This is a genomic window from Serratia sp. CY33525 (assembly GCF_052169115.1).
GTDB classification, from domain to species: domain Bacteria; phylum Pseudomonadota; class Gammaproteobacteria; order Enterobacterales; family Enterobacteriaceae; genus Serratia; species Serratia sarumanii.
Genome location: NZ_JBJNLK010000001.1, coordinates 332,680 through 346,380 on the forward strand (window position 1 = coordinate 332,680; position 13,701 = coordinate 346,380).

Annotated in this window: 17 protein-coding genes; 5 read left to right on the forward strand and 12 right to left on the reverse strand. The window is 60.3% G+C overall.

What is annotated here, in order from left to right:
- Positions 1 to 7: 7 nt before the first annotated feature.
- From flgE to flgB, 4 genes are read right to left on the reverse strand one after another with little or no spacing between them, the layout of a single operon-like run.
- Positions 8 to 1,231, reverse strand: a complete 1,224-nt coding sequence (gene flgE / locus ACJ8IM_RS01610) for a flagellar hook protein FlgE (RefSeq protein ID WP_033634993.1) — start codon at positions 1,229 to 1,231, stop codon at positions 8 to 10.
- A 54-nt stretch (positions 1,232 to 1,285) separates the two neighbouring features.
- The gene (flgD, locus tag ACJ8IM_RS01615) at positions 1,286 to 1,963 is read right to left on the reverse strand and encodes a flagellar hook assembly protein FlgD (RefSeq protein ID WP_033634994.1); all 678 of its coding nucleotides are present in this window, start codon (positions 1,961 to 1,963) and stop codon (positions 1,286 to 1,288) included.
- 12 nt (positions 1,964 to 1,975) lie between these two features.
- A complete protein-coding gene (gene flgC, locus ACJ8IM_RS01620) occupies positions 1,976 to 2,380 on the reverse strand; it encodes a flagellar basal body rod protein FlgC (RefSeq protein ID WP_004934826.1) in 405 nt (134 codons plus the stop codon).
- 5 nt (positions 2,381 to 2,385) lie between these two features.
- Positions 2,386 to 2,799, reverse strand: a complete 414-nt coding sequence (gene flgB, locus ACJ8IM_RS01625) for a flagellar basal body rod protein FlgB (RefSeq protein WP_033634995.1) — start codon at positions 2,797 to 2,799, stop codon at positions 2,386 to 2,388.
- Positions 2,800 to 2,959: 160 nt separating this feature from the next.
- Between flgB and flgA the strand changes: the two genes are divergently transcribed.
- From flgA to ACJ8IM_RS01650, 5 genes are all read left to right on the forward strand, one after another.
- Positions 2,960 to 3,610: a flagellar basal body P-ring formation chaperone FlgA gene (gene flgA / locus ACJ8IM_RS01630; protein WP_033653636.1), complete on the forward strand. Its 651-nt coding sequence runs from the start codon at positions 2,960 to 2,962 to the stop codon at positions 3,608 to 3,610.
- Positions 3,611 to 3,739: 129 nt separating this feature from the next.
- Positions 3,740 to 4,051 carry a flagellar biosynthesis anti-sigma factor FlgM gene (flgM, locus tag ACJ8IM_RS01635; RefSeq protein WP_033653635.1) on the forward strand — a complete coding sequence of 104 codons (312 nt, stop codon included), beginning with the start codon at positions 3,740 to 3,742 and terminating at the stop codon, positions 4,049 to 4,051.
- A gap of 40 nt (positions 4,052 to 4,091) precedes the next feature.
- Entirely contained in the window at positions 4,092 to 4,526 is a 435-nt protein-coding gene (locus ACJ8IM_RS01640; RefSeq protein WP_033634998.1) for a flagella synthesis protein FlgN, read from the forward strand.
- A gap of 230 nt (positions 4,527 to 4,756) precedes the next feature.
- Positions 4,757 to 5,128 (forward strand): type II toxin-antitoxin system RelE/ParE family toxin, encoded by a 372-nt coding sequence (locus tag ACJ8IM_RS01645; RefSeq protein WP_033647787.1) that lies wholly within the window; start codon positions 4,757 to 4,759, stop codon positions 5,126 to 5,128.
- The gene (locus tag ACJ8IM_RS01650) at positions 5,125 to 5,427 is read left to right on the forward strand and encodes a helix-turn-helix domain-containing protein (RefSeq protein WP_033653634.1); all 303 of its coding nucleotides are present in this window, start codon (positions 5,125 to 5,127) and stop codon (positions 5,425 to 5,427) included. Before ACJ8IM_RS01645 ends, ACJ8IM_RS01650 begins: the two co-directional genes overlap by 4 nt.
- Positions 5,428 to 5,671: 244 nt before the next feature.
- Here the strand turns inward: ACJ8IM_RS01650 and ACJ8IM_RS01655 are convergent, their stop codons facing one another.
- From ACJ8IM_RS01655 to cheR, 8 genes are all read right to left on the reverse strand, one after another.
- Positions 5,672 to 6,487: a 5'-nucleotidase, lipoprotein e(P4) family gene (locus ACJ8IM_RS01655; RefSeq protein ID WP_033653633.1), complete on the reverse strand. Its 816-nt coding sequence runs from the start codon at positions 6,485 to 6,487 to the stop codon at positions 5,672 to 5,674.
- Positions 6,488 to 6,815: 328 nt separating this feature from the next.
- Positions 6,816 to 7,220, reverse strand: coding sequence for a flagellar protein FlhE (locus tag ACJ8IM_RS01660; protein WP_033653632.1), 405 nt, complete (start codon positions 7,218 to 7,220; stop codon positions 6,816 to 6,818).
- Positions 7,220 to 9,298, reverse strand: a complete 2,079-nt coding sequence (gene flhA, locus ACJ8IM_RS01665; RefSeq protein WP_033635001.1) for a flagellar biosynthesis protein FlhA — start codon at positions 9,296 to 9,298, stop codon at positions 7,220 to 7,222. The genes ACJ8IM_RS01660 and flhA overlap by 1 nt, the downstream gene beginning before the upstream one ends.
- Complete coding sequence (gene flhB / locus ACJ8IM_RS01670) at positions 9,291 to 10,442, reverse strand: flagellar biosynthesis protein FlhB (protein WP_015378261.1); 1,152 nt, start codon at positions 10,440 to 10,442, stop codon at positions 9,291 to 9,293. Before flhB ends, flhA begins: the two co-directional genes overlap by 8 nt.
- 165 nt (positions 10,443 to 10,607) lie before the next feature.
- Complete coding sequence (cheZ, locus tag ACJ8IM_RS01675; protein WP_004934858.1) at positions 10,608 to 11,252, reverse strand: protein phosphatase CheZ; 645 nt, start codon at positions 11,250 to 11,252, stop codon at positions 10,608 to 10,610.
- Between the two features lie 10 nt (positions 11,253 to 11,262).
- Entirely contained in the window at positions 11,263 to 11,652 is a 390-nt protein-coding gene (gene cheY / locus ACJ8IM_RS01680) for a chemotaxis response regulator CheY (protein WP_004934862.1), read from the reverse strand.
- A 102-nt stretch (positions 11,653 to 11,754) separates the two neighbouring features.
- Positions 11,755 to 12,804 carry a protein-glutamate methylesterase/protein-glutamine glutaminase gene (locus ACJ8IM_RS01685; RefSeq protein WP_060438544.1) on the reverse strand — a complete coding sequence of 350 codons (1,050 nt, stop codon included), beginning with the start codon at positions 12,802 to 12,804 and terminating at the stop codon, positions 11,755 to 11,757.
- The gene (cheR, locus tag ACJ8IM_RS01690) at positions 12,804 to 13,676 is read right to left on the reverse strand and encodes a protein-glutamate O-methyltransferase CheR (protein ID WP_060438543.1); all 873 of its coding nucleotides are present in this window, start codon (positions 13,674 to 13,676) and stop codon (positions 12,804 to 12,806) included. Before cheR ends, ACJ8IM_RS01685 begins: the two co-directional genes overlap by 1 nt.
- Positions 13,677 to 13,701 lie beyond the last annotated feature (25 nt).

Consider the following 13,701-nt stretch of genomic DNA (forward strand, 5'->3'; position numbering starts at 1 on the left):
GGCCCTATTAGCGCAGGCTAACCAGCGTCTGCAGGATGGAGTCCTGCGTCTTGATGGTCTGGGCGTTGGACTGGTAGTTACGCTGCGCGACGATCATGTTCACCAGCTCCTGGCTCAGATCGACGTTGGAAGACTCCAGCGCGCCGCTGGTCAGCTTACCGAAGCCGCCGCCGCCCGACAGACCGACGCGCGGCTGACCGGACGCGCCGGTTTCCTGCCACACGTTATCGCCCTGCGACGCCAGCCCTTCCGGGTTGGAGAAGTTGGCCATGACGATCTGGCCCAGCACCTGGGTCTGCTGGTTGGAGTAGATGCCCACGACGGTGCCGTCGTTGTTGATTTGGAAGTTGGTGTATTCACCGGCGGCATAGCCGTCCTGCGCCACTTTGCTCACCGAGTCGCTGCCCACGTTCTGCTGCATGCTGCCGGCGAAGCTCAGGGTGAAGTTTTGCGCCGGCGCGCCGTCTTTGGCGGTCATCGGGATCACCATGCTGAACTCGCCCGGCGCGCCGTTGGTGCTGGTGGTTTTAACCAGGTTGCCGCTGGTGCTGAACTCCATGGTGCCGGCGTTCACTGGCGCGGCGCTGCCATCCTGGGTATAGACCTGCCACTTGTTGTCGTCGGTCTTGACGAAGTAGGCGTTGATGTTGTGCGCGTTGCCCAGCGAGTCGTAAGCGGTGATGGTGTTGACGTAGTTGTAGCTGTCCTGTTTGGTCGGATCGAAGGTCTTGTTCTCCGGCACCTTATGGGTGGACTTCAGGTTGGTCACCATCTCGCCGGAAGTGGACGCCTTGGCGTTCATCATGCCTTCAGGAATGCTCAGCGGCACCGGGTTGGCGCCCTGCTGGATGGTCGGCGGGGAACCGGCCGCCGGATAACCGGTCAGCTGCAGGCCCTGCATGTTGGTCAGGTTACGGTTCTCGTCCAGCTTGAACTGGCCGTTGCGGGTATAGAAGATGCCGCCGTCTTTATCCTGCATGCGGAAGAAGCCGTTGCCGTTGATGGCGATATCCAGCGCACGGCTGGTGCCGGTGGTGGTGCCGCCCTTGAAGTTCTGGGTGATGCCGGACACCTTGACGCCCAGCCCAACCTGCGAACCGGCGAACATGTCGGCGAAGGAGACGCTGCCGGATTTGAAGCCCGCGGTCGCGGAGTTGGCGATGTTGTTACCGATCACGTCCAGATTGGTTGCTGCCGCGTTCAAGCCGCTGACTGCCTGAGAAAAGGCCATGTTATTCTCCGAATAGTGGTCAGGCTATCGTCCGATTGAGCCTGATGCTTAGGGTTATAAGATCTGTCGCACGTCTTCCAGGGTGGCGTTGCCGGCCAGGCCGAGATCCAATTTGGCGCCGTTGCCGTCGCGGATCACGCCGTTGACCAGCCCGAAGTGCAGGCTGCGCGCCACCAGCTGCTCGCCGTTGCCTTTGGCGTTAACCGCCACTTTGTAGGCGCCGTCAGGCGCGGTGGTGCCGTCATCCAGCGAACCGTCCCAGGTGAAGGCGTGTACGCCGGCGGTCAGGCCGCCGATTTCGATGGTGCGCACCACCTGCCCGCTGGCGTTGGTGATGGTGGCGGTCACCTGATCGGCGGCGCGCTCCAGTTCCACGCCGAACGGCGTGGTGCTGACCTTGCCGTCCTTGCTGCCGACCAGAATGTTGTTGCCCGGCACCATTACGCCGTGACCGATCAGCGCAGTCGCCTGCAGCGACTGATTGCTGTTGATCTGGCCGGAGATCGACCCCAGCGTGGTGTTGAGCTTTTCGATGCCCTGAACGGTGTTGATCTGCGCCAGCTGCGAAGTCAGTTCGTTGTTCTGCATCGGATTGGTCGGATCCTGGTTTTTCAACTGCGCCACCAGCAGCGTCAGGAAGCTGTTGTGCAGATCCTGGCTGTTGGTATTTTTGCTGTTGTTACCGATGACGGTGTTGTCCAACGACTCGTTGGTGGTTGCGGCGATAGCCATGGGAACCTCCGGTTACTGACCCAGCGTCAGGGTTTTCATCATCATCGACTTGGTGGTGTTGAGCACCTCGACGTTGGCCTGGTAGCTGCGGGAAGCGGAGATGGTGTTGACCATTTCCCCCACCACGTCGACGTTCGGCATGCGCACGTAGCCCTTGGCGTCCGCCAGCGGGTTGCCCGGCTGATACACCAGACGTTCGGGCGCCGGATCGTCCACCACCTGGGCGACGCGCACGCCGCCGGTCGGCTGCCCGGGCGCCGCCGCGACCTGGAACACCACCTGCTTGGCGCGGTAAGGCTCGCCGTCCGGGCCGGTCACGCTGTCGGCGTTGGCCATGTTGCTGGCGCTGACGTTCATGCGCTGGGATTGCGCCGATAGCGCCGAGCCGGAGATATCAAAAATGTTCAGTAAAGACATGCGCCTTATCCTTGTTGCAGCACGGACATCATCCCTTTGATCTGCCCGTTGAGCAGCGTCAGGTCGGTCTGATATTTCAGGCTGTTATCGGCAAAGTTGGTGCGTTCGCGATCCATGTCCACCGTGTTGCCGTCCATCGATGGCTGGTCCGGCACCCGGTACAACAGATCGAGCTGCGGCGGCTGCAGGGTCTGCGCCGGGATGTGGCGCGCCGCCGTCAGGTTCAGCGACATGCCGTTGCCGTTGACGCGCCCTTGTTCCAGCACTTTGTTCAATTGGCTGGCGAAATCGATATCCCGCGCCTGATAACCCGGCGTATCTGCGTTGGCGATATTGGCGGCCAGAATTTCCTGCCGCTGGGCGCGCAAGTTCAGCGCCTCTTGGCCAAAGCGCAGAGCCGCGTCCAGTTTGTCGAGCATGCTCCCTCCGCGAGGTTAGAATTTGGAGTCGACAGCATAAACGCCCGCTGCGCCACCCTATCGCGGGAATAAACGCAAAATGGGGCGCTATTTATCTGCTTAGCCTGCACGCGCTGCGGGTACACTTACGCGTATCCCGATGAGGCTTGAGAAGATGACGATGAAAGGTAAAATGCTGCTTATCGGCCTGCTGTGCAGTCTGAACGCGCGCGCCGACGATCTGGCGACGCAAATCGAAAGCTTCATCCAAGGCAAGTTCAGCGGCGAACCGGTGCAGGTGAAAGTGCGGGTGCGCACGCCGCCGGCCCAGTGGCCCGCCTGCGAACTGCCGCAGCTGTCGCTGCCGCCCAACGCGCGGATCGGCGGCAACGTCAGCATTTCGGCGCGCTGTGGCCAGGAGCGGCGTTTTATCCAGACGCAGGTGCAGGTGTTCGGCCACTATCTGGTTTCGGCGCGCGGCATCAGCGCCGGCAGCCGGTTGACCGCGGCGGATCTGACGTTGAAAGAAGGCCGGCTCGATACCCTGCCGCCGCGCGCGCTGACCGAAGCGGGCAAAGCGTTGGGCGCCGTCAGCCTGCGCAACATCAGCCCCGGCCAACCGCTGACCCTCGCCATGCTGCGCCGCGCCTGGATTATCAAGGCGGGGCAATCGGTACAGGTCAACGCGCAGGGCGAAGGATTCAACATCAGCGGTTCGGGTAAGGCGATGAACAACGCCGCCGCCGAAGACAGCGTGCGGGTGCGCATGGCGTCCGGGCAGATCGTCAGCGGCGTGGTCGGGGACGACGGCGCGATCCGCATTACGTTATAAAAAAGTAAAGGTTCCGCAAACCTTGCCGATAAGACAAATCAAGCAGCATTTTATCGGCCACCAGGGCCGCAACACTTTCATTGCAGCGTCGTCGCCCCCGAGCGGTCACGGCGTAAACGGAGATGGACCATGAGTATCGATCGCACCCAGCGGTTACAGCCGGTTTCCACTGTGCAACCGCGTGAAACCCCGGCCGACAACCCGCTCCAACCGCGTAAGGCCGCCGTGGCCGAAACGGCCGTCAGCGGCACGCAGGTCAAGCTGAGCGAGGCGCAGGCGCGCCTGATGCAGCCGGGCACCCAGGATATCGATATGGGCCGGGTCGAGGCCATCAAGCAGGCGATCCGCAGCGGCGAACTGAAGATGGACGCCGGCAAAATCGCCGACGCGCTGCTGCAAGACGCGCAGAGCGACATTCAATGGATCGCCGGGCGCGACTGACGGCGCGGCGGCGAGTAGCGGTAAAGGATAAGTCATCACTATGGAAAACCTGGCACAACTGCTGGATAAACTGTTGGAAACGCTGCAGGCGCTCAATGGCGTGCTGGAGGAAGAGCACGACTTGCTGTGTTCCGGCCAGTTGCCCGGCGTGGCGCTGCAGCGCGTAACCGATGCCAAAAGCCAGCTGCTGGCGACGGTCGCCTACCTCGAGCAACAGCGCCTGGGGCAGGAAAAAGCCTGCGGGCAACGCGCGCCCTACGCCAGCCATGCGCCCCTGGCCGATCGCTGGCAACGCGTTCAACTGCTGAGCCAAACGCTGCGCGAAAAGAATCAGCACAATGGCCTGCTGCTCAATCAGCAGATCGACCATAACGCTCAGGCGCTGGCGATCCTGAGCAAGAACAATAAATCGCTGTATGGCCCGGACGGCCAGTCGCACGCCGGCAGCCTGCTCGGCAGAAAAATCGGCGTCTGACCTGACTCATTTCGCCCGGTGAACGCACCGCCGGGCGCGGGTTTCCCCGGTTATGCGCAGCCTCTCGCATTTTCTTCTTACCGCTTTCTGAATTCCCTTAACGCTATGCGCCAGGCTGCGCAGAACGGATATTTTCCTGTTCCCCATCACTCCCTATTTCGTCATCTTAGCTCGGTCGTTAAACATCTTGATCTGTACCCATCAAGGGTATATTTTCACACGGAGAGTGAATGACCGACATTTATCTCACAAAAGCCTTCCAGACATTTGCCGGCGACGAACGCATCAGTGACGCCACGATAGTGAAAGCGGCGCGAGAGATGCAAAATCAGTTGTACGACGCCAATCTCGGTGGTTGCGTTTACAAAAAACGCATCGCCCGGATGGGGAGTGGAAAACGGCGCGGGTATCGGGTCTTAATCGCAACGGCAGATGAAGGCAGGATCTTTTTCATGTATGGCTTTGCCAAAAACGAAAGAGACAACATCAATCAGGATGAGTTAATTTCCTGGCGGCATTTGGCGGCGCTGTATCTGGATTATTCACCATTCAGACTGTATCAGCTGGTCAACTGCGGGGAATTAATAAGGTTACAACTATGAGCAAGATGCTGAAATCGATCCACCAGGAAGTTCAGGGCCTGCACCGCGCCGGTTTCGTCGACGACGTGACCATGCGCACCTTCGACATGCTGTGCCTGCGGCCGGTGAAACAGTTCGGGCCGGCCGAGATCCGCGCATTGCGCGAACGCGAAAACGTCAGTCAGCCGGTGTTTGCGCTGTATCTTAACGTCAGCAAAAAGGCGGTGCAGAAATGGGAGCGCGGCGAAGCGCAACCGAACTCCGCCGCGATGAAGCTGTTGACGCTGGTGGAACGCAACGGCCTGGCGATCCTGGCCTGAGGCGCCCCTCCCGCCACTTCGCTCACCGGATGAGGTCGGCAGCCGTCGGCCAGACAATCGAAGTTGAAATCAGAACACATTAAACAGCCCTCGATACAACAAGGAACTATCCGATGTATATTATCGATTCTATTAATTGCTTCATATCGAGAGCCAGCGAATCGGCCTATTGAATAAAACGCTTCAGGGTATTTATATTCATGCCATAAATGCCCGTAGCTTACATTTACCTTACCTGTTTTTGTTACTTAAACGGCGTCAATTTAGACGCTCGCAGCTTATAAAGCTCATTGTTTTTCGCTTTAAACTGCCCATCGATAATACCGCCATACCAATCGCCATACATCGGATTCGGGAAGATAATAAAACGCTTGCCAAATTCTTGCTGCACATCCTCCATCATTTTATTCCTTTCAGCCTGGCTTTTACCTTTTGAATCAATAAAGTCAGCCAGATTGTCGCCAAAATACAGCACGACGTCATACTGGCTTTCCAGCGCGTCGCGACGACTCTGTTTACCCTGCATCTCCGGTGTTTTTAACAAAAGATTTTCTTTTTTCGCCTGAGGCAAATTAATGCGGCGTAAATTTTTTAGCGTCACGTCAATCTGCGACTGCTTTCTGTCACTCAGGTAGAAAATGGTAACGCCGTTTTCATCGGCAAACCTCAGGAAATCGATAGCGCCGGGCACGGCTTCCGCCGCTGCCATGTCGACCCATTCGTCCCAACCGTCAAGCAAAAACGACTGGTTCTTTATCAACCAGGCCTGGTGCGGGCTGTCATCCAGCACGGTCTCATCAAGATCCAGCACGACGGCACGCGGCTTCTCCGATTTATTCTTTAATTCCTGCTCAAGTCGGAGCTTGCCCAACTGATACCCTTGATAAAAAGCCGCCCGTGCCTCTGCCGCATTCTGATACCACAATACCGACATGGCGAATTGTTCCGTGAGGCAACTGGCGGGCAGTTCAGTCCGGGAAGGATCGCAGTGATTATTTGACGAAGCGGTGAAAGCCACGCATAAAAGTAATAATGGCATGTATGATTTTAAAATTTTCATAGATACTCCATATAAGTTTAATTTTATGAGAGTACGGCGAGGATTATTTATATAGTTAATACATTGCGCATAATTTACTGAGGGACGGGTAAATTAACGCCCTTCACGCACATTTAATCTTCATAAATTTGAAGATTAAGCGGAAATTACAATAAAACAAAGAGAGAAACAACGTATAAAAATAGGATTATGACTGTTGTCACATAAACAGGCTCCAAATTGTGCCGCGCGACAAAATCGGCCGTGAGTCTTGAATTTCCAGGCTCATTTTATCGCTTAAGCATAACGCCGGCCGGCGCCAAACTACCCCGCCGAACCGGGCGGCGATCTATTCGTAATTGACGATCACCTGATTGCCAATCACCCGCAGCGGCGGGTTCAGCCCGCCTTGTGACTGCACGTAATAGACAAAGCGCAATTCCGCATTGGCCGGTTCGCCCTGCAGACCGTTGCTGCTGCCGCTGCCGCTGCCGAGCGGAATGCAGCGGTTTACCGTGCAGAGCTGGGCCTGCAGCCCGGCCGGCTCCGGCCCCAGCAAACGGTAGCGCCAGCTGACGCGGGTGATGCGCGCATTGGCGTCCGGCAGCGCGTTCGGCGGCCGCAAACCGGCGGACTCATCGCCCATGCCGCCCTGTTCCAACGTCACGCCCGCCCCTTCGGCCACCCAAGAGCCGGACACCGCGCCGGCAGTCAACGGGGCCAGCAAACACAGCACGAACAGACAGCGTTTCATCAAGCGGCTCCGATGGTCGAGGTCATGCGAATCTGGCGATCGTCGTTGATCTCGAGGTTGGACAGCACCACGAGCTGCGGCAGGCTGCGACGCAGGAAGCGCGCCAGTAAAGGCCGCAGCGCATGGTTAACCAACAGCACCGGCGGCGCGCTGAGCATCTCTTGCCGCTGCAGCGCCTGGCGCGCCTGCTCCAGCAGGCGATCGGCCAGCCCCGGCTCCAGACCGCCGCCGCCCTGCAACGCCTGCAGCAACAGACGCTCCAGTTGGGTATCCAGACCGATGACCTGGATCTCGCCGTTGCCCGGGAACCACTGCTGCGTGATCGCCCGGCCCAGCGCCACCCGCACCACGGTGGTCAGTTCATAAGGATCGCTCTGCGCCGGAGCGTGCTCCGCCAACGTTTCGACGATGGTGCGCATATCGCGGATGGAGACGCGCTCGGCCAGCAGGTTTTGCAGCACCTTGTGCAGCGTGGTCAGTGATACCACGCCCGGCACGAAGTCTTCGGTCAGCTTCGGCATCTCCTGCGACACGCGATCCAGTAACTGTTGGGTTTCCTGGCGGCCAAACAGCTCGCTGGCGAACTGGCCGATCAGGTGATTGAGGTGTGTCGCCACCACGGTGCTGGCTTCCACCACGGTAAAGCCTTGGATCTGCGCCTGCTCGCGCAAGGCACTGTCGATCCACACCGCCTCGAGCCCAAAGGCCGGATCGACGGTTTTGTCTCCCGCCAGCTCGCCCACGGCATTGCCGGGGTTGATCGCCAGCCAGCGGCCCGGCTGCGCTTCACCGCTGCCGATTTCGACGCCTTTCATCAGGATGCGGTAGCTGGCAGGCGGCAGTTCCAGGTTGTCGCGAATGTGTACCACCGGCGGCAGATAGCCCATGTCCTGCGCGAATTTCTTGCGGATCCCGCGGATACGCCCCAGCAGCTCGCCGTTTTGTTGAAAATCGACCATCGGAATCAGCCGGTAGCCCACCTCCATTCCCAGCGGATCTTCCAACTGCACGTCGGCCCAGCTGGCTTCGGCGGCCTGCGGGTTGTCCGGCATCACTGGCTCTTCAACCGCTCTCGGCGCCTGTTGTTCACGGCCGCGCAGCCACCAGGCAAGACCCAACAGAGCCGCGGTAAACAGCAGGAACACCAGGTTCGGCATGCCCGGCACCAGGCCCAACAGCCCGAGCACCCCGGCGCTCAACAGCATCACGCGCGGATTGTTGAACAGCTGGCCCACCATCTGCTCGCCGACGTCCTGATCGGTCGCGACGCGGGTGACGATAACGCCGGCGGCGGTGGAGATCACCAGCGCCGGGATCTGCGCCACCAGGCCGTCGCCGATGGTCAGCAGCGTATAGCTTTCCGCCGCCGCCCCCAGCTCCATGCCGTGTTGCACCACGCCGACCAACAGGCCGCCGACCACGTTCAGCACCATGATCATCAGGCCGGCGATGGCGTCGCCGCGCACGAATTTACTGGCGCCGTCCATCGAGCCGTAGAAATCGGCCTCCTGGGTGACTTCGGCGCGGCGTTTCTTCGCTTCGTCCTCGCCGATCAACCCGGCGTTCAGGTCTGCGTCGATCGCCATCTGCTTACCCGGCATGCCGTCCAGCACGAAGCGCGCGCCCACTTCGGCGATACGCCCCGCCCCCTTGGTGATCACCATAAAGTTGATCAACACCAGGATGATGAACACCACGATACCGATGGCGAAGTTGCCGCCCACCAGGAAGTGGCCGAAGGCCTCCACCACGCGGCCGGCGGCGGCGGAACCGGTGTGCCCTTCCAGCAGGATGATGCGCGTCGACGCGACGTTGAGCGACAAACGCAGCAGCGTGGAGAACAGCAGAATGGTCGGGAAGGCGGCGAATTCGAGCGTGCGCTGGGTGAACATCGCCACCAGGAGCACCATGATCGACAGCGCGATGTTGAAGGTAAACAGCAGGTCGAGGATAAACGCCGGCAACGGCAGCACCATCATCGACAGGATCAGCAGGATCAACACCGGGCCGGCCAACACCTGCCACTGCGTATCTTTAAAATTGCCCGGCAAACGAAGCAGGGAGGCCAAATTAGCCATCAGAGTCACTCTCTTTTGCAAAATCCAGTGCTTCCGGCACCGGTAAACGTTCAGGTTTTTTCGGGATCAGGCCGCCCTCGCGCCGCCAGCGGCGCAGCTGGTACACCCAGGCCAGCACTTCGGCGACCGCGGCATACAGGGTGGCCGGAATATGTTGCCCAATCTCGCTGTGTCGATACAGCGCACGCGCCAGCGGCGGCGCTTCCAGCATCGGGATGCGGTGTTCCGCGCCGAGCTCGCGGATGCGCAAGGCGATTTCACCGGCACCCTTGGCCAGCACTTTCGGCGCACTCATTTTTTTATCGTTGTACTGCAACGCGACGGCGTAGTGCGTCGGGTTGGTGACGATCACGTCCGCCTTGGGCACATCGGCCATCATGCGGCGCCGGGCGATCGCCCGCTGCTGCTGACGAATGCGCCCCTTGACGTGCGGGTCCCCTTCCTGATCCTTGAATTCGTCGCGAATATCCTGCTTGGTCATCTTCAGCTTTTTGAAGTGGCTCCACAGCTGATAGAACACGTCGAACGCCACCATCGGCGTCAGCCCCAGCACCACCAGAAAACCGCAGAACAGAATCATCTGCAGCGCATTGCCCAGCGCATCGAGCGGCTGCTGGGTCATCAGATGCAGCATCGCCGCCCAGTTGTGCCACAGATAGAGGCCGGTCACCCAGCCGACCAGCGTCGCTTTCAGGATCCCTTTCAGCAGCTCGGCCAGCACCTGGCTGGAAAAGATGCGCTTCAACCCGGACAACGGGTTCAGCCGTTTCAAGTCGAATTTGATCGACTTGCCGCTGAACAGGATGCCCCCCAACAGCATCGGCGCGGCGAGCGCCACCAGCACCAGCCCCGCCATGATTGGCAACAGCGCCAGCACCGCCTGGCGCAGCAACATGCCCAGTTGGCGCAGCATTTGTTTATCATTGCTGACCATGCCGTGGTCGAAGTTCAAGCCCTGCGTGAGCATCGCCGCCAACTGTTGCGCCATGTTGCTGCCGGACATCAGGATGATCGCCAGGCCCGAGAGCAGCATCAGTACCGAGGTCAGTTCGCGGGAACGCGGGATCTGGCCGTCTTCACGCGCCTTCTCCAGCCTGTGGGGCGTGGGGGCCTCGCTTTTTTCCAGATCGCTGTCTTCAGCCACGAAACGCCGTTCCTGTGTCGGGAGGGTAAAGAATGGCGGTCAGCATGCCAAAAAATTGGCGATGTCATTGAAGGAACAACGGGGGAAAAGGCGGGTTATTTAGGGGATGAGACGAAAACTGCGCGGAATGTTGTCGGGGCGCGCCGCTGTGCGCCCCGATAAGCCTCAGAAACCGAGGCTGTCGAGCAGATCGTCGACCTGCGCCTGGTTGGCGATCACGCCGACGCCGTTCTGGTCGAGCTGCGGGCCGTTCAGCAGGCTGTCGTTCGGCCGTTTTTCCTTCACCGGCTGCTCCGGCATGTTTTCCATCAGCACCATCAGCAGCTGCTTTTCGATCTCCTGCACCACGTCCATCATGCGCTTGATCACCTGACCGGTCAGATCCTGGAAGTCCTGCGCCATCATGATCTCCAGCAGCTGGGCGTTGGTGAAGGCCGTATGGCCCGGCACCTGATCCAGATACTGGCGCGTGTCGTTGACCAGAGAACGCGCGTCGTCCAGTTCGATAGGATTGGCGAACCACTCGTCCCAGCGCCCCTTCAACGCGTTCGCGCCGGATTCCAGCTCCGCCTGGCGCGGTTGCGCCGCCTCCACGCAGTTCAACGCCCGTTCCGCCGCCTGCGCCGTCATGGTTACGACATAGTCAAGACGGTCGCGCGCATCCGGGATCGCCTCTGCCGCCTGGGCGATCGCCTGATCGAGCCCCAGTTCGCGCATGCTGTCGCGCAGCATTCGGGTCAGTTGGCCGATGCGGGAGATGATCTCTCCCGCGGTCGCTGCATCGCTGGCAGGCATTGGAATGTCTCTCATCGCCCTCTCCTTACATGCCCAATTTTTCAAAAATCTTGTTGAGCTTTTCTTCCAGCGTCGCCGCCGTAAAAGGTTTCACTACATAACCGCTGGCGCCGGCCTGCGCCGCCGCGATGATATTTTCTTTCTTGGCTTCCGCCGTCACCATCAATACCGGCATCGCGGCCAGCGCGCTATCGGCGCGGATGGTTTGCAGCAGCTCCAGCCCGTCCATGTTCGGCATGTTCCAGTCGGACACCACGAAGTCGAAACCGCCGGCGCGCAGCTTGTTCAGCGCATCCGCGCCGTCTTCAGCTTCTTCGACGTTGTTGAAGCCCAGCTCTTTGAGCAGATTTCTGACGATGCGACGCATGGTGGAAAAATCGTCCACAACCAGAAATCTGAGGTTCTTGTCTGCCATTGTTACTCCTGAAATAGTTAACCGTTTAATGATGCAAAACCGCAGGCAGCCGCGCGGCGAGCCTGGGTCATATCGCCGCGGGGAAGACCCTGCGGACTAAAATCAAATGCGCAATGCCTGGCCGCCGGAAATCTGCGCCAACATGCGCTGGCTCATCCTGTCCAGCTCGACCACTTCGCTGACGCCGCCGCCGGCGATCGCCTCGCGCGGCATGCCGAACACCACGCAGCTCGCCTCGTTTTGCGCCAGGGTATAGGCCCCGGCGCGGTGCATCTCCAGCATCCCCGCCGCCCCGTCGTTGCCCATGCCGGTGAGGATAACGCCCACCGCATTGCGGCCGGCATATTGCGCCACCGAGCGGAACAGCACGTCGACCGACGGACGATGGCGGTTGACCGCCGGGCCGTCATGCAGCTTCACCTGATAGTTGGCGCCGCTGCGCGCCAGCTCCAGGTGGCGATCCCCCGGCGCGATGTAGGCATGGCCCGGCAGCACGCGCTCGCCGTCCTCCGCTTCTTTCACCGTGATCTGGCACAGCTTGTTCAGCCGCTCGGCGAACGAACGGGTGAAACCCGGCGGCATGTGCTGGGTGATCAGCAGCGCCGGGCTCGTCGCCGGCAGCGGCTGCAGCACCTGGCGGATCGCTTCGGTGCCGCCGGTGGAAGCGCCGATGGCGATCAGTTTTTCACTGCTCAGCAGCGGCGCGTGGCTGAGGATCGCCGGCGCCGGGCTGTTGGAACGCTGCGGCAGGCGCGCCCTGGCGGCGGTGCGGATCTTCTCGGCAATCAGCTCGCTGTAAGCCAACATGCCTTCGCGAATGCCGAGCTGCGGTTTGGTCACGAAGTCCACCGCGCCCAGCTCCAGCGCGCGCAGCGTGATTTCCGAGCCTTTGCCGGTCAGCGAAGAGACCATCACCACCGGCATCGGCCGCAGGCGCATCAGCTTCTCGAGGAAATCCAGCCCGTCCATGCGCGGCATCTCGACGTCCAGCGTCAGCACCTGGGGATTAAATTTTTTGATCAGATCGCGCGCCACCAGCGGATCCGGCGCGGTCGCCACCATCTCCATGTCGGCGTGGCCGTTCACGATTTCCGTCATCAGCTGGCGCATCAGTGCCGAATCGTCTACGCATAACACTCTGATTTTACTCATTACCTCTCCTTGGTCAGCCCATACACGGTCTGCCCACGCAAGTAGAAATCCGGGCTGATCTGGCTGAAATTCTCGGAGTGGCCGGCGAACATCAGCCCCCCCGGCTTAAGCAAGGGAACGAAGCGGCGCAGGATGCGCTCCTGCGTCGCCTTATCGAAATAGATCATGACGTTGCGGCAAAAAATGGCGTCGAACTGCCCCGGCAGCGCCCACTCCGGCGCCAGCAGGTTCAGCGACTGAAAGTTCACCCGCGCCGCCAGTTCCGGCCGCACGCGCACCAGCCCCTGATGCGGCCCGGTGCCGCGCAGGAAATAGCGCTGCATTTGGGTCGGCGTCAGGGTGCGCAGATCTTCCTGGCGGTAAACGCCCGCTTCCGCTTTTTCCAGCACCTGCGTATCGATGTCGCTGGCCCAGACCTGGCAACTGCCGGCCCGCTGGCCCAATGCATCGCTCAGCGTGATGGCGATCGAATACGGCTCTTCGCCGGTCGAGGCCGCGGTGCTCCACACGCTGTAGCCGTTCGGCCGCGAGCGCGCGTGTTCCGCCAGGATCGGGAAGTGATGCGCCTCGCGGAAAAAGGCCGTCAGGTTGGTGGTCAGCGCGTTGATAAACGCCTGCCACTCCGCGCTGTTCGGATCGCTTTCCAGCAGCGCCAGGTAGTCGCCGAAATCGTGCAATCCCAACAGCCGCAGCCGGCGCACCAGACGGTTGTAAACCATCTCGCGCTTATGCTCCGCCAGCACGATGCCGGCGCGTTGATAAATCAACTGGCTGATACGGCGAAAATGCACGTCCGACAGCGGCAGGCGCTGCACCATTTGCGTCAACATCGACGCAGTATCCCGGTTAGAAGTTGACGGCGCCTGTTTCATGCCACCTCACCGGGGAAACACGTGC

Coding starts and splice junctions, on each gene's coding strand:
- flgE (WP_033634993.1), bottom strand. CDS start 1,231: ATGGCCTTTTCTCAGGCAGTCAGCGGCTTGAACGCGGCAGCAACCAAT.
- flgD (WP_033634994.1), bottom strand. CDS start 1,963: ATGGCTATCGCCGCAACCACCAACGAGTCGTTGGACAACACCGTCATC.
- flgC (WP_004934826.1), bottom strand. CDS start 2,380: ATGTCTTTACTGAACATTTTTGATATCTCCGGCTCGGCGCTATCGGCG.
- flgB (WP_033634995.1), bottom strand. CDS start 2,799: ATGCTCGACAAACTGGACGCGGCTCTGCGCTTTGGCCAAGAGGCGCTG.
- flgA (WP_033653636.1), top strand. CDS start 2,960: ATGAAAGGTAAAATGCTGCTTATCGGCCTGCTGTGCAGTCTGAACGCG.
- flgM (WP_033653635.1), top strand. CDS start 3,740: ATGAGTATCGATCGCACCCAGCGGTTACAGCCGGTTTCCACTGTGCAA.
- ACJ8IM_RS01640 (WP_033634998.1), top strand. CDS start 4,092: ATGGAAAACCTGGCACAACTGCTGGATAAACTGTTGGAAACGCTGCAG.
- ACJ8IM_RS01645 (WP_033647787.1), top strand. CDS start 4,757: ATGACCGACATTTATCTCACAAAAGCCTTCCAGACATTTGCCGGCGAC.
- ACJ8IM_RS01650 (WP_033653634.1), top strand. CDS start 5,125: ATGAGCAAGATGCTGAAATCGATCCACCAGGAAGTTCAGGGCCTGCAC.
- ACJ8IM_RS01655 (WP_033653633.1), bottom strand. CDS start 6,487: ATGAAAATTTTAAAATCATACATGCCATTATTACTTTTATGCGTGGCT.
- ACJ8IM_RS01660 (WP_033653632.1), bottom strand. CDS start 7,220: ATGAAACGCTGTCTGTTCGTGCTGTGTTTGCTGGCCCCGTTGACTGCC.
- flhA (WP_033635001.1), bottom strand. CDS start 9,298: ATGGCTAATTTGGCCTCCCTGCTTCGTTTGCCGGGCAATTTTAAAGAT.
- cheZ (WP_004934858.1), bottom strand. CDS start 11,252: ATGAGAGACATTCCAATGCCTGCCAGCGATGCAGCGACCGCGGGAGAG.
- cheY (WP_004934862.1), bottom strand. CDS start 11,652: ATGGCAGACAAGAACCTCAGATTTCTGGTTGTGGACGATTTTTCCACC.
- ACJ8IM_RS01685 (WP_060438544.1), bottom strand. CDS start 12,804: ATGAGTAAAATCAGAGTGTTATGCGTAGACGATTCGGCACTGATGCGC.
- cheR (WP_060438543.1), bottom strand. CDS start 13,676: ATGAAACAGGCGCCGTCAACTTCTAACCGGGATACTGCGTCGATGTTG.